This is a genomic window from Mesorhizobium sp. L-8-10 (genome assembly GCF_016756635.1).
Lineage (GTDB): Bacteria > Pseudomonadota > Alphaproteobacteria > Rhizobiales > Rhizobiaceae.
On record NZ_AP023263.1, the window covers coordinates 19512 to 36645 of the forward strand.

16 protein-coding genes are annotated in these 17134 nt (G+C 65.8%); 6 read left to right on the plus strand and 10 right to left on the minus strand.

The genetic code is table 11. The features are described from left to right. Positions 1-226 precede the first annotated feature (226 nt). From truB to JN280_RS00125, 7 genes are all read right to left on the minus strand, one after another. Positions 227-1183, minus strand: coding sequence for a tRNA pseudouridine(55) synthase TruB (gene truB, locus JN280_RS00095; protein ID WP_202314410.1), 957 nt, complete (start codon positions 1181-1183; stop codon positions 227-229). Continuing rightward, positions 1183-1593 carry a 30S ribosome-binding factor RbfA gene (rbfA, locus tag JN280_RS00100; protein ID WP_202309524.1) on the minus strand — a complete coding sequence of 137 codons (411 nt, stop codon included), beginning with the start codon at positions 1591-1593 and terminating at the stop codon, positions 1183-1185. The genes truB and rbfA overlap by 1 nt, the downstream gene beginning before the upstream one ends. A 350-nt stretch (positions 1594-1943) precedes the next feature. Beyond that, a complete protein-coding gene (infB, locus tag JN280_RS00105) occupies positions 1944-4490 on the minus strand; it encodes a translation initiation factor IF-2 (RefSeq protein WP_202309525.1) in 2547 nt (848 codons plus the stop codon). After that, a complete protein-coding gene (locus JN280_RS00110) occupies positions 4487-5137 on the minus strand; it encodes an RNA-binding protein (RefSeq protein ID WP_202309526.1) in 651 nt (216 codons plus the stop codon). Before JN280_RS00110 ends, infB begins: the two co-directional genes overlap by 4 nt. A 38-nt stretch (positions 5138-5175) precedes the next feature. Continuing rightward, positions 5176-6768 (minus strand): transcription termination factor NusA, encoded by a 1593-nt coding sequence (nusA, locus tag JN280_RS00115; RefSeq protein ID WP_202309527.1) that lies wholly within the window; start codon positions 6766-6768, stop codon positions 5176-5178. A gap of 51 nt (positions 6769-6819) precedes the next feature. Next, a complete protein-coding gene (gene rimP / locus JN280_RS00120) occupies positions 6820-7455 on the minus strand; it encodes a ribosome maturation factor RimP (protein WP_202309528.1) in 636 nt (211 codons plus the stop codon). Positions 7456-7723: 268 nt separating this feature from the next. Continuing rightward, positions 7724-8932: an ISAzo13 family transposase gene (locus JN280_RS00125; protein WP_202307379.1), complete on the minus strand. Its 1209-nt coding sequence runs from the start codon at positions 8930-8932 to the stop codon at positions 7724-7726. Positions 8933-9073: 141 nt separating this feature from the next. On the opposite strand from JN280_RS00125, the gene JN280_RS00130 reads away from it, so the two are divergent. Beyond that, positions 9074-9238: a hypothetical protein gene (locus JN280_RS00130; RefSeq protein WP_202309529.1), complete on the plus strand. Its 165-nt coding sequence runs from the start codon at positions 9074-9076 to the stop codon at positions 9236-9238. Between the two features lie 152 nt (positions 9239-9390). Here JN280_RS00130 and JN280_RS00135 read toward each other — a convergent pair whose 3' ends face one another. Genes JN280_RS00135 through JN280_RS00145 form a run of 3 tightly spaced genes read right to left on the minus strand, consistent with a single transcriptional unit; the run spans position 9391 to position 12385 of the window. Next, complete coding sequence (locus JN280_RS00135) at positions 9391-10908, minus strand: tripartite tricarboxylate transporter permease (protein WP_202309530.1); 1518 nt, start codon at positions 10906-10908, stop codon at positions 9391-9393. Next, on the minus strand, positions 10908-11438 hold the full coding sequence (locus JN280_RS00140; protein ID WP_202309531.1) for a tripartite tricarboxylate transporter TctB family protein: 531 nt from the start codon (positions 11436-11438) through the stop codon (positions 10908-10910). Before JN280_RS00140 ends, JN280_RS00135 begins: the two co-directional genes overlap by 1 nt. Next, a complete protein-coding gene (locus tag JN280_RS00145) occupies positions 11435-12385 on the minus strand; it encodes a Bug family tripartite tricarboxylate transporter substrate binding protein (RefSeq protein WP_202309532.1) in 951 nt (316 codons plus the stop codon). The genes JN280_RS00140 and JN280_RS00145 overlap by 4 nt, the downstream gene beginning before the upstream one ends. Before the next feature lie 466 nt (positions 12386-12851). On the opposite strand from JN280_RS00145, the gene JN280_RS00150 reads away from it, so the two are divergent. From JN280_RS00150 to JN280_RS00170, 5 genes are read left to right on the plus strand one after another with little or no spacing between them, the layout of a single operon-like run. Continuing rightward, positions 12852-13352, plus strand: a complete 501-nt coding sequence (locus JN280_RS00150) for an NADH-quinone oxidoreductase subunit J (protein WP_202309533.1) — start codon at positions 12852-12854, stop codon at positions 13350-13352. Further along, positions 13352-13654: an NADH-quinone oxidoreductase subunit NuoK gene (gene nuoK / locus JN280_RS00155; protein WP_202309534.1), complete on the plus strand. Its 303-nt coding sequence runs from the start codon at positions 13352-13354 to the stop codon at positions 13652-13654. Before JN280_RS00150 ends, nuoK begins: the two co-directional genes overlap by 1 nt. Before the next feature lie 4 nt (positions 13655-13658). Next, on the plus strand, positions 13659-15122 hold the full coding sequence (locus tag JN280_RS00160; protein ID WP_202309535.1) for a monovalent cation/H+ antiporter subunit D family protein: 1464 nt from the start codon (positions 13659-13661) through the stop codon (positions 15120-15122). After that, the gene (locus JN280_RS00165; protein ID WP_202309536.1) at positions 15119-15373 is read left to right on the plus strand and encodes a hypothetical protein; all 255 of its coding nucleotides are present in this window, start codon (positions 15119-15121) and stop codon (positions 15371-15373) included. Before JN280_RS00160 ends, JN280_RS00165 begins: the two co-directional genes overlap by 4 nt. Then, a complete protein-coding gene (locus JN280_RS00170) occupies positions 15366-17126 on the plus strand; it encodes a Na(+)/H(+) antiporter subunit D (protein ID WP_202309537.1) in 1761 nt (586 codons plus the stop codon). The genes JN280_RS00165 and JN280_RS00170 overlap by 8 nt, the downstream gene beginning before the upstream one ends. Positions 17127-17134 lie beyond the last annotated feature (8 nt).

Sequence of the window (17134 nt, forward strand, 5' to 3'; positions counted from 1 at the left end):
AGGGCCGCGCGTCCATTCGGACGCGCAAAAAACGCTCTCTATCATTTTGAATCTACGCATCGTGCTTTCCGAAAATCGAGTACGATTTTCGGGCCGATGCTAGAGCATGTCTCCCGAAAGTGTGCAGCGGTTTCGGGGAAAAGACATGCGCCAGATCAAGAACCTACCGCGTGTCGCGTGAACCCTTTTCCACGCGACGCGCTGTAGGCCAGGATTGGAGGGGTGCTCAACCGGTAAAGACCCGCTTCGGCTTGAACATTCCGGCCTCGATCGCACCGATGGCGACCAGCTTGCCCCGTGCCGTGGCGCAGGCCTCTTCGACCTCGACCGGCGCGTCGCGACCACGGATGATGACGGGATTGCCGAGCCTGATCCTGGCCGCCTGGTCGTCGCTCACCGACACCTGGGGCAGGCAGTCGAGGGCGGCGCCGGTGTCGACAAGCAGCGCGTCCAGCGCATCGAAGGAGCGCCGGCCATCCTCGCCGTCCGCCGCGGGCCTGCCCTGTTCGGCTGCGGCCTCGAGTTCGGCGAGCGTGACGAGATCCTCCGGGGTGAAAGGCTCGACCTCGCTGCGGCGGAGCTCCGCGATATGGCCGTAGCAGCCGAGATCGCGTCCCATGTCGCGCGCCAGCGAGCGGACATAGGTGCCCTTGCCGCACTCCACCTCGAAGACGGTTCGTTCGCCGCCCTCCATGGCGACGATATCGAGCCTGCCGATCTCGACCTCGCGCGGCGGAATGGCGACCGTCGCGCCCTCGCGAGCAAGGTCGTAGGCGCGCTCGCCGTCGATCTTGACGGCCGAGAACTGCGGTGGCGTCTGCTCGATCACCCCGGTGTATCTTGGCAGCAGCGCCCTGATCTCGGGCTCGGTCGGACGCTTGTCGGAGGTCTTCGTCGCCGGCCCCTCGAGGTCGTCGGTGGTCCGCTCCTCGCCCCAGGCGACGGTGAAGCGATAGACCTTCGCTCCATCCATGACATAAGGCACGGTCTTGGTCGCCTCTCCCAGCGCGATCGGCAGCATGCCCGAAGCGAGCGGATCGAGCGTGCCGGCATGCCCGGCCTTTTCGGCCTGGAATAGCCATTTGACCTTCGAGACGGCTTCGGTCGATCCCATGCCGACCGGCTTGTCCAGCACCAGCCAGCCGGAAATCGGCCGTCCTTTCTTTTTGCCTCGGCGGGCCATCATGACTCCTCTTTGCCGTCGTCGCCGTCGAGATCGCGCGCCACTTCGGGCGAACGCAGAAGCTCATCGATCCTGGCGAAATTGTCGTAGCTCGTATCCAGCCGGAAGCGGAACTCAGGCATGTATTTCATCTGGCGCAAGGCCGGCGACATGCGCCCGCGGATGAAACGTGCGCTCCGGTTGAGCGCGGCGACCACCGCATCGTCGTCCCGCGCTCCCAGCGGCGACACGAAGGCGGTAGCGATCTTCAGGTCCGGCGACATGCGCACTTCGGAAACCGAGATCACCGTCGCCTCGATCAGATCGTCGCGGACTTCGCCACGCTGCAACATCTCGGACAGAGCGTGGCGGACCTGCTCGCCCACGCGGAGCTGACGCTGGGAAATCGTGCCCTTGCCGCCTGCTTTCATCGTCCTTGCCCTCTCAAATCCCTCAGCTTCCCTAGCGCAGCGGTGCGACCGGCCTGTTCCCTTACAGCATGCCGCTGTGCCCGGTCGGCGTCGCGCCCGCTCGAAAGTCCGGAGGCGAACTCGACCACCTTCCAACTCTATGCCGATCATCTGCCCGTGGCGAGCCGCACCCGCCCGGCGTCGCGGATCGCCGATACGACATGGGAGCTACGACGGCACCGAGCAAATCGGCGCTGCCGCTCCAGCTCTATTTCAATGTCCGATTGTCCCCGGCCGTCGTTGCGTCGGGGCTTGTGCCCCGCTCCACGCGAGACGCCGGCGTCGTGCGACACCGGCGTCTGAGCGACGTCCTAGAGCGTACGGGTGATGTGCTCCACGCGGAAGCACTCGATGATGTCACCCTGGCGGATGTCCTCGTAATTCTCGAAGGCCATGCCGCATTCCTGACCGACCGGTACTTCCGCCACTTCGTCCTTGAAGCGCTTCAGCGTCTTCAGCTTGCCTTCGTGGATGACCACGTTGTCGCGGATCAGGCGGACGCCCGCGCCGCGCTCGACCTTGCCTTCGGTGACGCGGCAGCCCGCGACCTTGCCGACCTTGGTGATCGAGAAGACCTCGAGAATTTCGGCATTGCCGAGGAAGGTCTCGCGACGTTCCGGCGACAGCAGGCCCGACATCGCCGCCTTAACGTCATCCACAAGGTTGTAGATAATGTTGTAGTAGCGGATCTCGATCCCGGCATGCTCGGCCGCCTGGCGTGCCTGGGCATTGGCGCGGACATTGAAGCCGATGATCGCCGCGCCCGAGGTCTCGGCGAGAGACACGTCGGTTTCGGTGACCCCGCCGGCTCCGGCATGAACGATGCGGGCGCGCACCTCGTCGTTGCCGATCTTCTCCAGGGCGGCCGTGATCGCTTCGATCGAGCCCTGCACGTCGCCTTTGATGACCAGCGGGAATTCCTTCACGCCGTTCGCCTGCATCTGCGACATCATCTGCTCGAGCGAACCACGCTGGCCGGCATGCTTGGCGACCGCCTTGTCGCGGGCCTTCCGCTGGCGATACTCGGTGATCTCCCGGGCGCGCGCCTCGTTGTTGACGACCGCGAAACGGTCGCCGGCACGCGGCGTGCCCTGCAGGCCGAGAACCTCGACAGGCATCGCCGGCGGCGCCTCGGCGATGTGCTCGCCGCGGTCGTTGACCAGGGCGCGGACACGGCCCCATTCGTTGCCGGCGACGATGATATCGCCGGGCATCAGCGTGCCGGTCTGCACCAGCACCGTCGCCACCGGGCCGCGGCCCTTGTCGAGCTTCGCCTCGATGACCACGCCCTCGGCCGTACGGTCCGGGTTGGCCTTCAGGTCGAGGACTTCCGCCTGCAGCAGGATCGCTTCGAGCAGCTTGTCCAGATTGATGCCCTTTGTCGCGGAGACCTCGACGTCGAGCGTCTCGCCACCCATCTCTTCCACCACCACTTCATAGCGAAGCAGCTCGGTCCGCACCTTCTGGGCATTGGCCGACGGCTTGTCGATCTTGTTGATCGCCACGATGATCGGAACCCCGGCCGCCTTGGCGTGATTGATCGACTCGATGGTCTGCGGCATCACGCTGTCGTCGGCGGCGACCACCAGGATGGCGATGTCGGTCGACTGAGCGCCGCGGGCGCGCATCGCCGTGAAGGCCGCGTGGCCGGGCGTATCGATGAAGGTGATCTTCTGGCCGTTCTTCTCGACCTGATAGGCACCGATATGCTGGGTGATGCCGCCCGCCTCGCCGGCAACGACATTGGCGTTGCGGATGGCGTCGAGCAGCGAGGTCTTGCCGTGATCGACATGGCCCATGATGGTGACCACGGGCGGACGCGACTTCAGGTCCTCCGGACGGTCGGCGATGTCGAACAGGCCTTCCTCGATGTCGGACTCGGCGACGCGGCGCACCGTGTGGCCGAATTCGGAAGCGACCAGTTCAGCCGTGTCGGCGTCGATCACGTCGCCGGGCTTCATGATCTGGCCCTGTTTCATGAAGAACTTGACCACGTCCACGGCGCGTTCCGACATGCGGCTCGCCAGTTCCTGGATGGTGATGGTTTCGGGCAGGGTCACTTCACGCACGATCTTCTCCCGCGGCTCCTGATGGAGCGCGCGCTTGAACTTCTCCTGGCGCCGGCGCATGGCCGACAGCGAACGCGCACGGGCGTCTCCATCCTCGGAGGACAGGGCGCTGTTCAGCGTCAGCTTGCCGCGGCGGCGGTCGTCGTCGCCCTTGGTCTTGGCCGGACGCGCGACCTCCGGGGTGGCGATGCGCCGCGGCGGCGGGGCACTGGCGGCGCGCTTCGGCTTGTTCGCTTCCTCGTCGTCGGCAACAGTCTCGGCCGCGGCGGGCACCCGGCGGCGAGCCTCTTCCTCGGCACGGCGGCGGGCTTCCGCCTCGGCCTTCAGCCGGGCTTCCTCCTCGGCCTGGCGACGAGCCGATTCCTCGCGCTCGCGGCGACGACGCTCTTCTTCCTCGGCACGGCGACGCGCTTCCTCGGCGGCACGCTGGCGCTCTTCGTGCTCGCGGGCCTTGGAGCCCTCGAGAGCGCGGCGGCGCGCCTCCATTTCGCTGCTCGACAGATCGGTCAGCACCAGGCGCTCCGCCGGAGCGGGCCGCGGGGCCTCCTGAACCGGTGCTGCGACGGCGACCGCCGGCTTCGGCCTGAGAGGCTGGACCACCGCCGGCTCCTGCCGTTCGCCCGGCATCGAGAACTTGCGCTTCTTGGTCTCGACAACCACAGCCTTGCTGCGGCCATGCGAGAAACTCTGGCGCACGGTGCCCTGCTCCATGCCCGGGCGCTTCAGCGTCAAGGTCTTCTTGGTGTTGACGCTCAACGTCTTGTCGTCACCCGATTTCGTATCGCTCATTCCGTGTCCTCTGCGGCTTTCTCGTCGTCGGCAACTGCCGCAAGTATTGCCACTTCATCCGGGGATCCGCCCCGGTAGCGGTCGAGCGCAGCCATGCGCTTCAAGGCCGCCTTCCCCGCGTCGCCCGCGAGAACGGCAGCATGTATCACATTTGTGCCCCCCAATGCCAAACCCAATTCGTGTTCCGAAAAAAGTTTGTAGGCGGCGATAACGGGGCCTCCGGCATGCACCACGGCGCGCCTGGCCTGCGTGATCTTGCGCACCCCGTCGTCTGAGGCCTCGCCGGCATGCAGCACGGCGGCGGCCTTGCCGCTGCGCACGCTGCTTTCCACCTTGGCGGCGCCGAGCGCGACCATGCCCGCCTTGCGGGCGAGCCCCAGCGCGCCGAGCGCCGATTTCGCCATCAGCCCGTCGATCAGCTCGCCGAGCTGCGGCGGCACGACGACCTCGGCCTTGAGAGCACGCGCGAAGAGCTTCCTGCCGACCGCGAGGTCGACATGGGTCCGGTCGGCGGTGACCCAGCACCCCCTGCCGGGCAGGTTGCGCTTCAGGTCCGGGACGACGGTCGAATCCGGTCCGACGACGAACCGGATCAGCTCATCGGGCGTTGCGCTTTTGCGCGTAACGATGCAGGTGCGATCGTTCATCTCTTCCAAGAGCGCCTCCGGACCGGTCCGCGCTCATGTCAGGCGTCAGCCGCTTCGGCGGCTTCCTGCTCTGTCGCGAGGTCGTCCTCGGAGATCCAGCCCACCTTGAGGCGCGCGGCCACCACCATCTGCTCGGCATCGGCACGGGAGACGCCGTGGCTGGCGAGCACGCCAGGATAGACCTTGGTCTCGCCGTCCTTGCGCTCCTTCCAGCCGACGAGGTCGTCGACGGCATAGCCGGCGAAGTCCTCGACCGACTTCACGCCGTCCTCGCCGAGCGTCACCATCATGGCCGTGGTGATGCCAGGAATCTCGCGCAGCTCATCCTCGACGCCGAGTTCCTTGCGCTTGGCGTCGTGCTCGGCCTCGATCCGGTCGAGATACTCGCGGGCCCGCGACTGGATCTCGCTCGCCGTATCCTCGTCGAAACCGTCGATCGAGGAGATCTCGTCGGCGTCGACATAAGCCACTTCCTCGACGCTGGCGAAGCCTTCGGAGGCGAGCACCTGGCCGACCATCTCGTCGACATTGAGCGCTTCCATGAACAGCGTCGAGCGCTCGACGAATTCCTTCTGGCGCCGCTCGCTCTCTTCCTGCTCGGTCAGGATGTCGATATCCCAGCCGGTGAGCTGCGAGGCGAGACGCACGTTCTGGCCACGGCGGCCGATGGCGAGCGACAGCTGGTCGTCGGGCACCACCACCTCGATGCGCTCGGCATCCTCGTCGAGCACCACCTTGGCGACTTCCGCCGGCTGCAGCGCGTTGACGATGAAGGAGGCGGCCTGCGGCGACCACGGGATGATGTCGATCTTCTCTCCCTGCAACTCGCCGACCACGGCCTGCACCCTCGAGCCGCGCATGCCGACGCAGGCGCCGACCGGGTCGATCGAGGAGTCGCGCGAAACGACGGCGATCTTGGCGCGGGAGCCGGGGTCGCGCGCCACGGACTTGATCTCGATGATGCCGTCGTAGATCTCGGGCACTTCCATGGTGAACAGCTTCGCCATGAACTGCGGATGGGTGCGCGACAGGAAGATCTGCGGACCGCGCTGCTCGCGGCGCACGTCATAGACATAGGCGCGGACGCGGTCGCCATATTTGAAGTTCTCGCGGGGGATCAGTTCGTCGCGGCGGATGATCGCCTCGCCGCGGCCGAGATCGACGATGACGTTGCCGTATTCCACGCGCTTGACCGTGCCGTTGACGATCTCGCCGATGCGGTCCTTGTACTCGTCATACTGACGGTCGCGCTCGGCCTCGCGCACCTTCTGCACGATGACCTGCTTGGCGGACTGCGCGGCAATGCGGCCGAAATCCATCGGCGGCAGTTGCTCGGCGATGAAATCGCCGACCTGGGCGTCGGGATTGCGAAGTCGGGCGTCCGCCAGCGAGATCTGCCTGGCGAAGTCCTCGACGTCGTCGACGACCTCCATCAGCCGCTGCAGCTTCATCTCGCCGGTGTTCGGGTTGATGTCGGCGCGGATATTGGTCTCCTGGCCGTAGCGCGAGCGCGCCGCCTTCTGGATCGCATCCGCCATGGCGGCGATGACGATCTGCTTGTCGATCGCCTTTTCGCGCGCGACCGCGTCGGCGATCTGGAGCAGCTCCAGCCTGTTTGCACTGACTGCCATCTTGGTCTCCCTATGCAATTCCCGGCGCCGCGCGGCTGCCCGGGTGCAGCGTCAATTGTCCGTTTCGGTTTCGTCTTCGGTTTCGGCTTCAGTTTCTGGGGGCTCGCCGCGGCGCTTCCTTGCTTCCTGGCGCGCCTTCTTGTCCTTCTTCAGCGCGTCCCTGATAAGATCGTCGGTGAGCACGAGCCGCACTTCGGCGATCGCCTCGTACGGAATCCGCACCGTCGGCTCGTCTCCATAGGCCGGCTGGTCGCGCTCGATCAGCACGGCCTCGGCGTCGGCCTCGGCGATCCTGCCGCGGAAACGCTTGCGATCGGCGACGAGGATGGAGGTCTCGATCTTGGCGAGATGGCCGGTCCAGGTCACGAAGTCCGACTTGCGGACCAGCGGCCGGTCGATGCCGGGCGACGAGACTTCGAGATGATACGCCTTCTCGATCGGATCTTCCACATCGAGCGCCGGCGAGACGGCCCGGCTGACCTCCTCGCAATCCTCGACGGTCATCGTGCCGTCTTCGCGCTCGGCCATGATCTGCAGGGTCAGGCCGTTCTGCCCGAACAGTCGCACGCGCACCAGGCGGAAGCCGATGCCGGCGAGCACCGGTTCGACGATAAGCGCCACACGCGCATCGATGCCGCTTTCGCGGATGATGCGATCGTCGTGTTCGCTCCTGTCAGTTTCAGTCATCCGTTCTCCGCGCAGCCGCCTGGGCGGCCGTATTAACAAAAAAGAGCGGGACCGGGTGGACCCACTCTTCGTCTAACCGACCAAGAATTTAGCTATGAGATAGCGGATGAGCGCCGGGTTTTCAAGTCCGGCCGGTCTTCTTTCGAAAATCCGGGCTCATCCCCCGCGTGCAGCCGGCTCGATCAATGCGCCACCGGCATGGCAGCCCTGCGCGCCGACCCCTGACGTCCGATGGGGACAATACTTAGGACAGCTGCAACGATAACCGCTACGCTATGGCCGACCGCCGCGGTTTGATTGTGTAATTCCATTCTGGATGGAATTGGTCGCCGGTGATATCGAGGGTCGCCATCTCGGCAGCCGAGACCTTCACGCCCTTCTCATAGGTGGTGGCGTCGAGCGCGCACTCGACCTTGAGCCCGGTCTTGGTCGTGGTCGCGCCGATCAACTCGACCACGGCGAGGCGATCCGTCAACGGACGGCCGCGCCAATTCTGCGTGATGTGGCAGAACAGTCGGTGCTCGATCTTGTTCCACTTCGACGTGCCCGGCGGATAGTGATGGACGTGGACGACAAGCCCGGTCTCGTCGGCGAGCTTCTGCAGTTCCACCTTCCACAGCCGCACGCGCGCCCCGTTGGAGCCGCCGCAGTCGGCGGTGATCGTCAGCGCGCCGGCCGAGGGATAGCGCTGGCGGCCCATGCGCTCGAGCCACGTGCGGATCGAGTGGACCGCGAACTCGGCGGTGTCGGCGGTGATGCCGACGCTGACCCAGCCCTCGTTGGCGGCCACGTCGTAGACGCCGTAGGGGACGACCTTGCCAAGCGTCGTGTCGACGAAGTCGTGCACCTTGACGCGCTGCGGGTCGCCCTTCGGGCGATAGTCGCTGCCGCCATTCTTGAAGGCGCCGACGAGCTCTTTCTTCTTTGTATCGACGGAGATGACGGGCTCACCGGCCGCCTGCGCGGCGACCACCTTGGCGTTGATGTGCGCGAACTGGGCATCGCGGTCGGGATGGTGCGCGCCTTCATCCGTCTTGCGGTTAAGCTGGCGCGAGAAGCCGAGCTTGACAAGCAGCTTGCGCACGCTGTTGGGGCTGATCGCATGGCCCATGTCGCCAAGCGCGCGCGCCAGCTTGTCCAGGCTCTTCGACACCCACAACAGAGGCCGCTCCGGATCACCCAAGGTCGCCGGCTCAACGAGGCGCTCAAGGTCGGCAAGCAGCGTCGGATCGCGCGCCGTCAACGGCCGCGGGCCGCCGCCTTCTCGGCGCACCCGACCGCGCGGCGGCGCCGCGTCGAGGTCTTTCAGCCCGCGCCCGATCGTCGAGCGGGCCAGCCCTGTGATCTCCGAGACCGCCGCCAGCCCACCCCGGCCCGCAGCGCGCGCCTCGCTGGCGGCGAACACGCGCCGGCCGCGCTCGTCGCGCTTCGAGCCGTCCGCCTCCCACCGCTGCTGGATCCCGCGCCGGTCGATCATGTCGCTACCGCTAGCGCGCCTCGCTCCGGCAGGGAATCCCTGCCGGGTGAGTCACACCGCCGCAGGTCGAGACAACCGACCGATTCAATTATCGTTGCAGCTGTCCTTATCTACCGATGACCAGATCCAAGGAAAAAGATCATGTCGAATCACAACAGACGCACGACCTTCGCTGAGATCATCACCATCATGGGCGATGCACTTGCAGCCGCCGCTTCGGTCCGTCAGGGACGCCAGCCCGACGCCGGCAATCTGCGCGGACTGGGCATCGACCCCGAGCAGTACCGCCAGATCGGCCGGCTCTGACGACCGTTCTCGTACAAACGGCCCGGATGCTGACGCGTAAGTGCGCCGCCTCGGTCGCCGGCGCGGCCCCTCAGGGTTGCCTGGCTGCGCGCCAACGGGCGTGCGCCACGCGGTCGCGCACTCCAACAGCCGATCTTCGTCAACCGTTGGTATCAGTCCTCCGACGACGCGAGCTGCGTCAACAGCCTGGCCTTGCCGCGCGCACGCAGATAGAGCGGCAGCAGCACAGCAGTCAGTGCCAGGATCCAGAGCACGATCGCGATCCAGGAATGGAACAGGACGCTCGGGTCGCCCTGGCTGATGGCAAGCGCGCGCCGCAATTGCTGTTCGGCCAGCGGCCCCAGGATCAATCCCACCACGACAGGCGCGATCGGATAGCCGAAACGGCGCAGGAAATAGCCCATCAACCCGAAGGCGAGCAGCAGGCCGAGTTCGAAGGTCGACGGATTGGCGCCGATCGTGCCAAGCGTGGCGAAGACCAGGATGCCGGCATAGAGCCAGGGCTGGGGGATGGCGAGCAGCCGCACCCATAACCCGACCAGCGGCAGGTTCAGCACCAGCAGCATCAGATTGGCCACCAGCAGGCTGGCGATCAGCCCCCAGACCAGGGCTGCATTGGTGACGAAGAGCAGCGGTCCCGGCTGCAGGCCGAATTGCTGGAAGCCCGCGAGCATGATCGCCGCCGTCGCCGTCGTTGGCAGGCCGAGCGTCAAGAGCGGGACAAGCGTGCCGGCTGCCGAGGCATTGTTGGCGGCCTCGGGGCCGGCCACACCCTCGATCGCGCCCTTGCCGAACTCCTCAGGTTTCGCGGCAAGCTGCTTTTCCAGCGAATAGGACAGGAAGGTGCCGATCTCGGCGCCGCCGGCCGGCATCGCGCCGATCGGGAAACCGACGGCCGTTCCGCGCAGCCACGGCTTCCACGACCGCGCCCAATCCTCCCTGTTCATCCAGACCGAGCCGCGCACCGGTTCGATCTTCTGCTCGCCGCCGCCCCGGCTGGCCGCCACGCTCAGCGCCTCGCCGACGGCGAACAGCGCGACGGCGAGCGTCGTCACCTCGATGCCGTCGAGCAGATCGGGGACGCCGAAGGCGAGGCGCGCCTGGCCGGTCTGCAGGTCTATGCCGACCAGTCCGAGCGCCAGTCCGATAAACAGCGCGGTCAGGCCGCGAAGCGTCGAATCGCCGAAGGCGGCCGACACCGTCATGAAGGCCAGCATCATCAGCGCGAAATATTCCGCGGGCCCGAAAGACAGCGCAATGCCGACCACCCAGGGCGCCAGGAAGGCGAGCCCGATCGTGGCGAGCAGCCCGGCGACGAAAGAACCGATCGCCGCCGTCGCCAGGGCGGGTCCGCCGCGACCGGCGCGCGCCATCTTGTTGCCTTCCAGCGCCGTGACGATCGAAGCGCTTTCGCCCGGGGTGTTGAGCAGGATCGAGGTGGTCGAGCCGCCATACATGCCACCGTAGTAGATGCCGGCGAACATGATCAGCGAACCGGCGGGATCAAGCTTGTAGGTGACGGGCAGCAGCAAGGCCACGGTGAGCGCCGGGCCGATCCCCGGCAGCACGCCGACGGCGGTGCCGAGCGTCACCCCGATCAGCGCGTAGAGCAGGTTTATCGGCTCCAGCGCGACGGCGAGGCCTTGCCAGAGGAGTTCGAATGTCGCCATCAGCCGGCACTCCCGAACAGACCGCCGATCGCGCCTGCAATCGTCGTCAGCGCCTGCTCGAACGGTCCCGACGGCAAGGCGAGCGACAGACCGCGAGCGAAGATCAGCCAGACGAGGCCGGACAAGAGTATGCCGAGCGGCACCGTAAACCAGAGCGGCCCTCGACCGAAGCCGCGCGCCGTCGCGGCGAAAAGCAGGCCCGTCGCGATCGAAAAGCCCGCCAGCTTCAAGAGCAGCATCTGCACCGCCAGACCGCCGACAATCCAGACGATCGGGGCAATCGCCTGCTCCTCGCGTTCGGGGAAATCACCCCGAAGCGCGGCGAAGACGGTCCATATGGCAAGGATGAACAGCGCGGCTGCAATTATATAGGGAAATGTCGTCGGGCCGATGCGGGCGTAGTTCACCGCACCGCCCATCGTCGCGGTGCTCCAGGCGATCACGACCGCGACCAGAGCGAGAGCACCCGCCACGACGAGCGCAGCCCGGTCCGCCCGGATTGCCGGGCGCGGCTCGCCGCCGTCGCTCATTTGACGAGGCCGATATCTTTCAGGATCGATGACGTGGCCTCGACATCCTTCGCGAGTTGCGCGCGGAAGTCGTCGCCGGCCAGGTAGGTATCGGCCCAGCCTTTGTCGGCGAGGGCCTTCTGCCAGGTCGCCGATTTCACCATCTTGTCGATGTCGGCGGTGACGGCCGCCGTCTGCTCGGGGCTCAGGCCCGGCGCGGCCGCAACCATGCGCCAGTTCTGGATAGAGACGTCGACGCCGCTCTCCTTCAGCGTCGGAGCGTCGACGCCGGGGATCTTCACGTCGCTGGAAACCGCCAGCAGCCGGAGCGTTCCGGCCTGGACCTGGGATGCGAACTCGCCATAGCCGGAAATGCCGGCTGTCACCTGGCCGCCGAGGATGGCCGCCAGCGCCTCGCCGCCGCCGGAGAATGCGATGTAGTTGACCTTGGTCGGATCAACCCCGACAGCCTTGGCGATCAGCGCGGCCGCGATGTGGTCGGTACCGCCCGCCGAGCCGCCGCCCCAGGAAACCGAGCCGGGATCGGCTTTCAGTTTCTCGACGAGCCCTGCCATGTCCTTGATGTCCGAAGCGGCGGGAACGACGATCGCCTCATATTCGCCGGTGAGGCGGGCGATCGGCGTGACCTGGTCGAGGGTGACGGGCGAATTGTTGGTCAGGATCGCACCCACCATCACATAGCCGCCGACGATCAGCTGCGAGGGATCGCCGCTGGCCTGGTTCACGAACTGGGCGAGGCCGATGGTGCCACCCGCGCCGGGCACATTCATCACCTGCACGTTGCCGGAGATCTTTTCGTCCTGGAGGGCGGTCTGCATCGAACGCGCGGTCTGGTCCCAGCCGCCGCCGGGCGCGGCCGGCGCCACGATCTTGTAGTCGGCGGCGAATGCCTGGCCTGACAGGGCCATCCCGGCGATGCCGACGATCGCGAAAAGCAGTTTCCGCATGATTCCTCCTCCATCGCCAGCCGCCTGCGGCGAGATAAGCGTTGTGCCGCCGGGCTTGTCAACAGGGCGGTGCTCGGGAAGAAGACGTCGGACAGACTGGCGACCGCGGCCGCGCATGAGACGCTCCGCCCGCATATCCGTGTTATCCCTGTGAACACCAAGGCGGAATGGAAAGCGGCGGGCGTCGTCAGCCGACATCCGCGCCTCAGATCCCGGCGCGTGCAGGTGCAGACACCGTCGCGGCGCCCGATCGCCTTGTGGCCGCATATGTCCGCGCTGCCGCATCAGGCTTCGATCATGCCGCCTATGACACGGCCAGAATCGCGCCCACGCGGCGCCAAACCACGACAATCTTGAGAAAAATCCGATATTAGGGCACAGTTTGCGAACGCGTCTGAAGTGCGCAGCTATCTCAAACCCGGCCGTCTCGCGCCGAGTGAGAGCTCGTGTCGGAAGGTCGGCGTCGATGGGTCAGGGGTTCTTCCTTCTGTTCGCTGCGGCGTCCGTGATCACGGCCCTGACCGTGGTCCTGGCGCGGAACCCGGTGCACAGCGCCTTGGCGCTGATGGCGTGTTTCCTGCAGATTTCGGCGATCTTCGTCCTGCTCGAGGCACCGTTGCTGGCGGTCATCCAGATCTTCGTCTATGTCGGAGCGATCATGGTCCTGTTCCTGTTCGTGATCATGATGATCGACGTGCGCGAAGCCGTATTGGAGCGGTTCGTGCCGGGCAGCAACCTGCCGGCCCTGGTGATGCTCGTCCTGCTCGGGGTCGAGATGCTTGTGCTGGTGCTGTGGAGCGACCGCTTTTCGGTCACAGAGCCCGTCGCCGCGAGCAGCGGCGGCGAGATCAGGCAACTCAGCACGACACTTTTCGCCGACTATCTGCTGCCGTTTGAAGTTGCCTCCGTGATCCTGCTGGCGGCCCTGGTCGGCGCCATCGTTCTGGCGCGGAAGGAGCCGGGGTGATGGTGCCGCTCTGGTGGTATATCGCGCTCGCAGTGGTCCTGTTCGGGATCGGAGCGGCGGGCGTGCTGCTCAGGCGCAACATCCTGGTCGTGCTGATGTCGCTGGAGCTGCTGCTCAACTCGGTCAACATCAATTTCATCGCTTTCGGGCACTACTACGGCGACTTCCGCGGTCAGATCTTCGCGATCTTCGTCATCGCGATCACCGCGGCGGAGGTTGCCATCGCCCTCGGCATACTGGTCGCCCTGGTGAGAAACAAGGCCACCCTCAAGGTCGACGACGTGACCATATTGAAAGGATAGCAGCTTGGACCCGGTGATATCGATCCGGCCGCTACTTGCCGTTGCCGTCGCGGTTCTGGCGGCACTTGCAGTTCTCCTTCTCAACAATCGCGAGAGGCTCCGCGATGTCGTCTCGCCAGTGGCGGCGCTCGCCATGTTCGCAATTGTCGCTTCGATGGCGCCCACGGTGCTGGCGGGCCGTACGGTCGATCTGCGCCTGTTCGAGGTTCTGCCGGGGATCGACTTCGCATTCCGGGCCGATGCGCTCGGCATGGTGTTTGCCACTGTCTCGTCGCTGCTGTGGATCGCCGCGGCGTTCTATTCCATCGGCTATATGCGGCACTTGAACGAGCACGGGCAGACCCGGTTCTTCGCCTGCTTCGCCGCCAGCCTCGCGGCGGCCGTCGGAGGGGCCTTCGCGGCCAATCTGTTCACCCTGGTCATCTTCTACGAGGTGCTCAGCCTCGTTACCTATCCGCTTGTCTACCACCACGAGGACGAGGAGGGATGGGCGGGCAGCCGCAAGTACCTCGTCTATCTGATGGGCGCGTCGAAAAGCGTGCTTCTCGCCGCGCTGGCTCTGACTTACCAGATTGCGGGGTCGCTCGACTTTGTGGCGGGAGGGCTGCTGGCGCGGGCCGATGCGTCGGCAGCCCTGCTGACGGTCGTCTATTTCTGCTATCTCTTCGGTTTCGCCAAGGCGGCGGTGATGCCGATGCACGCCTGGCTGCCCGCCGCAATGGTGGCGCCGACACCGGTCAGCGCGCTCCTGCATGCGGTGGCCGTGGTGAAGATGGGCGTGTTCTGCGTGCTGCGGGTGGTGTTCCATGTGTTCGGCGTGGGGCTGATGGATGGGCTGGGGCTCGGCATCGCCACGGCCTATCTGGTCTCTTTCACCATCCTGATGGCCTCCGTCTACGCCCTGACGCGGGACGACCTCAAGGCGAGGCTCGCCTATTCGACGGTCAGCCAGCTTTCCTACATCGTGCTTGGCGCGGTCCTCTTGTCGCCGGTCGCGATGGTCGGAGGAATTGTCCACATTGCGGCGCATGCATTCTCCAAGATCACCCTCTTTCTGTGCGCCGGATCGATCTACTGCGCGTCCGGCAAGCGCAACATCAGCGAGATGGCAGGCATCGGCCGCAGGCTGCCCTGGACGATGGGAGCGTTTTTTGTCGCCTCGCTCAGCATGATCGGGATACCGCCGACCGCAGGCTTCGTCAGCAAGTGGTACCTGGCGCTGGGTTCGGTGGAGGCTGGGGAGATCGCGTTCCTGATCGTGCTCCTGGTGAGTTCGGTCCTGAACGCCGCCTATTTCCTGCCGGTCAGCTACGGTGCCTTCTTCGGGACGGAGGCAGCGGAGAGCCCGACGCCGGTCCGTGAAATTCCGATGGTGGCGATCCCGTTGGTCGCGACCGCCATCCTGTCGGTGTCCATGGGCATCTTCCCCGACTATTTCCTCTCACTGGCGGAAGGAGTCGTCAGATGATCAGGCGCATGGTCGATTTCTTCGGCGACGAGCAGTATGCGAGGCAGCGTCGCCGGCTGTTCTATCTGGCGCTCGTGCTGATCGTCATCGCCGACTTTCTGGTCCCCCGCGCGCACGCCGAATATCTGTGGGAGCGTCTGCCGGGCTGGTCGGCCGCCTATGGCTTGGGCTCCTGCGTACTGCTGATCTTCGTTTCCAAATTCCTCGGCCATCAGGGCGGACTGATGCGGCGCGAGGACTACTATGACTGACTTCGTCCATCCCGCCCTGCTGTTCATTCTCGGCGCCCTGCCGATCCCGTTCCTGAAAGGGTCGATCCGCAAGGCCTATCTGCTCCTGATCCCGGCGCTCGCGATCCTCGCCGTATTCACGATGCAGCCGGGCAGCTACGGCGCGGCGCGGTTCATCGGGCAGGAAATCCTGATAGCGAAGGTCGACAGGCTGAGCATCGTCTTCGCCACCGTTTTCACGATCATGGCGCTGATCGGCATGGTCTACGCACTGCATCTGACGCGCGCCGGCCAGCATGTGGCGGCGTTCGTCTATGTCGGCAGCGCCCTCGGCGTCGTCTTCGCCGGCGACTACCTCACCCTGTACCTGTTCTGGGAAGGCATGGCCTTTGCGTCCGCCTATCTGGTCTTTGCCCAGGGCGGCGGGCAGGCGATCCGCGCCGGGTTCCGCTATCTCATGGTCCACATCACCGGTGGCGTCGTCCTGCTCGGCGGCATCGTTCTCCATGGGCTCGCCAGCGGCTCGCTGCTCTTCGGCCCGATCGAGGGAGGGATGGGCGTCGCCGTCTACCTGATCCTTGCCGGGTTCATGCTCAACGCCGCCGTACCGCCGCTCAACGCCTGGCTGACCGACGCCTATCCGGAGGCGACCGTCACCGGGGCGGTGTTCATGAGCGCCTTCACCACCAAGACCGCCGTCTATGTTCTGGCGCGGGCCTTTCCGGGGACCGAACTGCTGGTGTGGCTCGGCGCAGTGATGGCGCTTTACGGCGTCGTCTACGCAGTGCTGGAGAACGACTGCCGGCGGCTCCTAGCCTATCACATCGTCAGCCAGGTAGGCTACATGGTGGCGGGCGTCGGCATCGGCACCGAAATGGCGGTGAACGGGGCGACCAGCCATGCCTTCGCGCATATCCTTTACAAGGCGCTCCTCTTCATGGGCGCAGGGGCGGTAATTTACGTCACCGGACGGCGCAAGCTCACCGAGCTCGGCGGGCTCTACCGGACCATGCCGCTGACCGTGGCGCTCTACATGATCGGCGCCTTCGCCATCTCGGCGTTTCCGTTTTTCTCGGGCTTCGTCACCAAGTCGATGGTGGTGGCCGCCGCCGGACAGGACCACCGCGCGCTGGTGGTGCTTATGCTGACGATGGCGTCGTCGGGGACGTTCCTGCACACCGGGCTCAAGCTCCCGTATTACATGTTCTTCGGCACGGACCGGAAGCTGGAGGCACAGGAGCCGCCCCGCAACATGCTGGTTGCGATGGCCATGGCGGCGGTGCTCTGCATCGCGATCGGGGTGTTCCCCCAGCCGCTTTATGCGCTTCTGCCCTATCCGGTCGACTTCGAACCCTACACCGGCGTCCATGTCACCGAGAGCCTGGGCATCCTGATGTTCACGGCGTTGGGTTTCGTCCTCTTCCTCAGGGCACTCGACCCCGAGAACACGATAAGCCTCGACACCGACTGGTTCTACCGCAAGGGCGCGAGGCTCTTCATGTGGGTCGCCGAAAGGCCGCTGGCCAGCTACGAGAAGGCCGTGAGCGACCTGTCGGAGACCGCGGCGCTGCCCTTCCTGCACCGGACGGCACGGGCCGGGCTGCGGACCGATCTCAACGGCGTCGACGCCGTCGTGAACGGCATCGCTCGCTCGATCCTTCACGGCGGCGGGGTGCTGCGGCGGCTCCAGACCGGCGTCGTGACCCATTATGCGCTGGCGATGATCGCCGGCGTGATCGCTGTCATCGCTGTCTTCGCCGTGGTGTGGCAGTAGGGGGTGCG

What these genes read in the sequence shown, in the direction of transcription:
- truB (WP_202314410.1), bottom strand. Translation starts at nt 1,183, where the DNA reads ATGGCCCGCCGAGGCAAAAAGAAAGGACGGCCGATTTCCGGCTGGCTG.
- rbfA (WP_202309524.1), bottom strand. Translation starts at nt 1,593, where the DNA reads ATGAAAGCAGGCGGCAAGGGCACGATTTCCCAGCGTCAGCTCCGCGTG.
- infB (WP_202309525.1), bottom strand. Translation starts at nt 4,490, where the DNA reads ATGAGCGATACGAAATCGGGTGACGACAAGACGTTGAGCGTCAACACC.
- JN280_RS00110 (WP_202309526.1), bottom strand. Translation starts at nt 5,137, where the DNA reads ATGAACGATCGCACCTGCATCGTTACGCGCAAAAGCGCAACGCCCGAT.
- nusA (WP_202309527.1), bottom strand. Translation starts at nt 6,768, where the DNA reads ATGGCAGTCAGTGCAAACAGGCTGGAGCTGCTCCAGATCGCCGACGCG.
- rimP (WP_202309528.1), bottom strand. Translation starts at nt 7,455, where the DNA reads ATGACTGAAACTGACAGGAGCGAACACGACGATCGCATCATCCGCGAA.
- JN280_RS00125 (WP_202307379.1), bottom strand. Translation starts at nt 8,932, where the DNA reads ATGATCGACCGGCGCGGGATCCAGCAGCGGTGGGAGGCGGACGGCTCG.
- JN280_RS00130 (WP_202309529.1), top strand. Translation starts at nt 9,074, where the DNA reads ATGTCGAATCACAACAGACGCACGACCTTCGCTGAGATCATCACCATC.
- JN280_RS00135 (WP_202309530.1), bottom strand. Translation starts at nt 10,908, where the DNA reads ATGGCGACATTCGAACTCCTCTGGCAAGGCCTCGCCGTCGCGCTGGAG.
- JN280_RS00140 (WP_202309531.1), bottom strand. Translation starts at nt 11,438, where the DNA reads ATGAGCGACGGCGGCGAGCCGCGCCCGGCAATCCGGGCGGACCGGGCT.
- JN280_RS00145 (WP_202309532.1), bottom strand. Translation starts at nt 12,385, where the DNA reads ATGCGGAAACTGCTTTTCGCGATCGTCGGCATCGCCGGGATGGCCCTG.
- JN280_RS00150 (WP_202309533.1), top strand. Translation starts at nt 12,852, where the DNA reads ATGGGTCAGGGGTTCTTCCTTCTGTTCGCTGCGGCGTCCGTGATCACG.
- nuoK (WP_202309534.1), top strand. Translation starts at nt 13,352, where the DNA reads ATGGTGCCGCTCTGGTGGTATATCGCGCTCGCAGTGGTCCTGTTCGGG.
- JN280_RS00165 (WP_202309536.1), top strand. Translation starts at nt 15,119, where the DNA reads ATGATCAGGCGCATGGTCGATTTCTTCGGCGACGAGCAGTATGCGAGG.
- JN280_RS00170 (WP_202309537.1), top strand. Translation starts at nt 15,366, where the DNA reads ATGACTGACTTCGTCCATCCCGCCCTGCTGTTCATTCTCGGCGCCCTG.